Below are 4,447 nucleotides of genomic sequence, written 5' to 3' on the forward strand. Positions count from 1 at the left end.
AACCTGCCCCGGCGGATTGCGTGATATTCAAACCATCGCATGGGTCGCAATGCGCCACTTTGATGCAGCTACGCTTGAAGAGCTTGTTGAACACGACTTTTTATCACCAGCAGAACTGGCAGAATTAATTGAATGCCAAAATTTTCTGTGGGAAATCCGTTTTGCACTTCACATCACCGCTAATCGCAACGAAAACAGATTATTGTTTGATTTACAGCGACAAATAGCCAGTTTATTAGGTTACGAAGATGCAACTCAATTAGCCGTCGAACAAATGATGAAACGCTACTATCGTACGGTTCGCCGGGTGATGGAGCTTAATCAAATGCTGCTGCAATTGTTTAAGCGTGCAACATTAGGTCACACTCAAGCACTAGAAATCCAGCCGATAAGTGAGGCTTATCAACGTCGCGGGCGTTATATTGAAGTGTTAGATGACGATTTATTTAGCCGCCAAAACGAAGAAATATTACGTTTATTTCTACTGGTGGCGAAAAACTCTAACATTCAAGAAATTTACGCGCCAACGTTACGCTTACTGCGCAATGCCCGTAGAGCTCTAACATCACCCTTACAAGAAAATCCCGCCTGTCGTAAAGTGTTTATGGAGATATTAAAACATCCCCGAGGTATTACCGCGCTTTCACTCATGCATCAACACGGGATTTTATCGTCTTACTTACCGGCTTGGCGCAAGATTGAAGGCCAAATGCAGTTTGATTTATTTCATGCCTATACGGTTGACGAACACACCCATAGATTACTGCTCAATATTGACCGCTTTTCACAGGCTGAACAAAAAGATGAATTTCCACTAGGCGCCATCTTAATTAATCAGTTGCCGAAAAAAGGCCTATTAGTCCTCGGGGCCATCTTTCATGATATCGCTAAAGGCCGTGGCGGCGATCACAGCAAATTAGGTTCAAAAGACGCCATCGATTTTTGTAAATTACATGGCATGAATGATCATGACGGTCGCTTAGTGGCTTGGTTAGTTGAAAATCACCTCGTGATGTCAATCACCGCTCAGCGCAGAGATATTTCAGACCTTGAAGTGATTGCACTATTTGCTGAAAAAGTACGCGATGCAGCGCACTTAAGTTATTTATATTGCCTCACAGTAGCCGATATTTGTGCCACTAATGAGAAAACATGGAATAACTGGAAAGGCTCGTTATTACGCGACTTGTATTTTTCAACTCAACGAGTATTAGCTCGGGGAAAAGAAAAACCTATCGATGCTAAAGCACGCGTAAAAGAGATCCAAGCCAAAGCTAAAAAAGAACTTATTCGTCGTGGCCTCAAAGAAAAAGACATGGATGAACTCTGGTCTCGATTCAAATCTGACTATTTTTTACGTCATCAGCCAACCCAAGTGGCTTGGCATGCAGAGGCTATTCTAAAACATCATCACGACGAACCATTAGTGTTAATGTCTAAACATACAACACGGGGTGGGACGGAGCTTTTTGTCTATAGCAAAGATAAACCAAAACTGTTTGCCACCGTAATGACCGTTTTAGACAACAAAAATATCAATGTTCATGACGCTAATATCATGACATCAAAAGATAATTATGCACTCGACACCTTTGTGATTTTAGAACAAGATGGCGAGCCAATTATCCAATTGTCACGCATTCAAAGTATTCGTAAAGCACTTGAAAAAGCCTTGGCCAGTGAAAATCCAAAACTGCCGAAGTTTAGAAAACTAGCCCGGATCATGAAACCTTTTAATGTTGCGACTCATGTGAGTTTCTTACCCAGTGCTCGCCATGGTACAAGTATGATGGAATTAATCACCCTCGATACCCCAGGCCTATTAGCCAAAGTCGGTGATACGCTCTATCGTTGCAACGTGACATTATTAGCAGCCAAAATTACCACTATTGGCGAACGTGCAGAAGATTTTTTCATATTACAAAACCAAAGTGGAACGGCCCTAGATGAGCCACAACAGCAACAATTATCTGATGCGCTAACACTGGCGTTAAAATCATCTAACTAATTTTAAACCATAAATTTACGCTACTAATCATTTAATACCGGGAGAAAACAATGGAGGCTTTACGCCAACGCATTGAAGCAGCATTCGAAACACGTCAAGATATCTCACCTTCAAGCGTAGAACCTAGTGTTCGCGCCGATGTTGAAACCGTGATCAATATGCTCGATAAAGGCCAAGCACGCGTTGCTGAAAAGATTGACGGAGAATGGCATGTACACCAATGGCTTAAAAAAGCCGTACTCCTGTCTTTCCGCATTTTTGATAACGGCGTGATTGAAGGTGGCGACACCAAATATTTCGACAAAGTTCCGCAAAAATTTGCCGATTATGATGAAGCCCGTTTCAAAGCAGAGGGCATTCGAGTTGTGCCACCAGCAACGGTTCGCAAAGGCTCATTTATTGGTAAGAACACGGTATTAATGCCATCTTACGTTAACCTTGGTGCTTATGTTGATGAAGGCACTATGGTTGATACATGGGCCACTGTTGGTTCGTGTGCGCAGATAGGTAAAAACGTACACTTATCTGGCGGTGTTGGTATTGGCGGTGTATTAGAGCCATTACAAGCAGGTCCAACCATTATTGAAGACAACTGTTTTATTGGTGCTCGCAGCGAAATCGTTGAAGGTGTTGTTGTTGAAGAAGGCAGCGTAATTTCAATGGGCGTTTACATTGGTCAAAGCACGCGAATTTTTGATCGTGAAACCGGTGAAGTGCATTACGGTCGTGTTCCCGCTGGCTCGGTTGTCGTATCAGGTAACTTACCATCAGCGTGTGGCACATACAGCTTATATGCAGCGATTATTGTCAAAAAAGTTGATGCCAAAACCCGCGGTAAAGTGGGTATCAATGAACTATTACGTATTGTTGATTAATTATATTATCCAACAATAATCTAAAAAAGGCTCCTAGGAGCCTTTTTTGTTGCCATAAGCACTATGAATTCTGTGGAATGTTATGATTTTTATGAGGTACTGAAACAGCGTTATATTGAGTCATCTCACAATGACGTTATCGATTGAGTAATGCTGCCGCTAAAATTCGCCAGGTCAACATACCAATAACTTGTTGCTTATCATTCTGGACGATTAAATAGCTGGCATTAGTTTTTTCCATCGTCAGTTTGGCATCATTCAAAATGGTATGATCGATAATCATATTCATTTTATGCACCATCACTTGATGTACACGTTTATTCAGTAAGCTTCTATCTGCTGCACGTTCTGCTGCGGTATTTAAAAATGGACTGTGCCAAAAAGCTAAAACATGATTATCAACCACGCCTATTGGGTTACGATTTTTTTCAGACAATACTACTGCCACATCCATTTTAGCTTTCTTCATCATAGACTCAGCGTGTTCAAGAGTATGATATTCCTCTAAAAACACAACTGGGGCTAATGACAAACTGCTAACATACTCTTCTTCTTTGAAGTCTTCTACAGCTAGAATATCAATACATGCATCCACAACAGCGGCATCAAAGACTTTCCCTCTGCCTTTTAATAACTCTTGGGTTAACACTTCCATTCCCAACGATGGGCGATAAGGTCGATGGCTAAGAATCGAATCAGCAACGTCGGCGACAGCAATGATCTTGGCCTCAAGTATGATGTCATCCGCTTTTAATCCTTTGGGGTAACCAGAGCCGTCTAAGCGCTCATGATGTTGAAGGATCATTTGCTTAATAGGCCAAGGAAACTCTACTTCATCAACAATTAATGCGCCTTGCTCAGGATGCTGCTTAACCAAACCAAACTCAGCATCGCTTAACCTTGAAGGTTTAGATAGAATCTGGCTTGGAATGGCCAACTTACCGATATCGTGGATCAATGAACCCAGTTTTAATCCTTCCAAAACTTCAGGTGTTAAGCCCATTTTCTCGCCAATAAGATAGCTTAACTGCGCAACCGATTTTTGGTGACCCGCGGTATAAGCATCTTTTAATTCTAGCGCTTCTGAAATGGCACCAATCAACTGCACCAAAATGAGGGTCATCTTTTCTTTTTGCATTTTAATAATGCTAGATTGCCTCGACACTGCTTTCATGGTGCGTGGCAATTCGACGCTGTGCCACAAAATAGTCGCAAAAATACTTAACGATTTGGCGTCTACTTGGGTATAAGGTTTGTCACGATTGCCAACGCCGATAATGCCAACGAGTTTTTTGCGATAATGAATGGGCACACAAAGATGATTACTAAAGGCAAAAAAACCTTGTTGTTGTGTGCGGTTCTCAGAAATACTGGTTAACTCATTGTGCACCGTCGATTTACGGGTTTGGATGGTTTCTGCCCAAATACCTGAATCAGCTTTATACGTTTGTTGTTTGGCAATCGTAAAATAATCACTAACGTTTTCACTCCATGTGGTTCGCACAATTTGATTGTTTTTTTCATCAAATATATGCAGATAACCTACAGTAGATTGTGTCAATGA

At 41.6% G+C, this 4,447-nt stretch carries 3 protein-coding genes; 2 read left to right on the forward strand and 1 reads right to left on the reverse strand.

Features of this window, described 5'->3' with window-relative positions; translation table 11 throughout:
• Both glnD and dapD read left to right on the forward strand, forming a co-directional pair.
• A partial coding sequence (gene glnD / locus CXF78_RS12945; RefSeq protein ID WP_102037032.1) for a [protein-PII] uridylyltransferase occupies positions 1-2,008 on the forward strand: 2,008 nt, incomplete at its 5' end.
• Between the two features lie 50 nt (positions 2,009-2,058).
• A complete protein-coding gene (dapD, locus tag CXF78_RS12950; protein WP_011636741.1) occupies positions 2,059-2,883 on the forward strand; it encodes a 2,3,4,5-tetrahydropyridine-2,6-dicarboxylate N-succinyltransferase in 825 nt (274 codons plus the stop codon).
• Between the two features lie 136 nt (positions 2,884-3,019).
• Here the strand turns inward: dapD and CXF78_RS12955 are convergent.
• Positions 3,020-4,447: HD domain-containing phosphohydrolase (locus tag CXF78_RS12955; RefSeq protein WP_145991438.1), on the reverse strand; the 1,428-nt coding region annotated here is incomplete at its 5' end.

Origin of the sequence: Shewanella sp. 11B5, assembly GCF_002836795.1 — a bacterium.
Taxonomy (GTDB): Bacteria; Pseudomonadota; Gammaproteobacteria; order Enterobacterales; family Shewanellaceae; genus Shewanella; species Shewanella frigidimarina.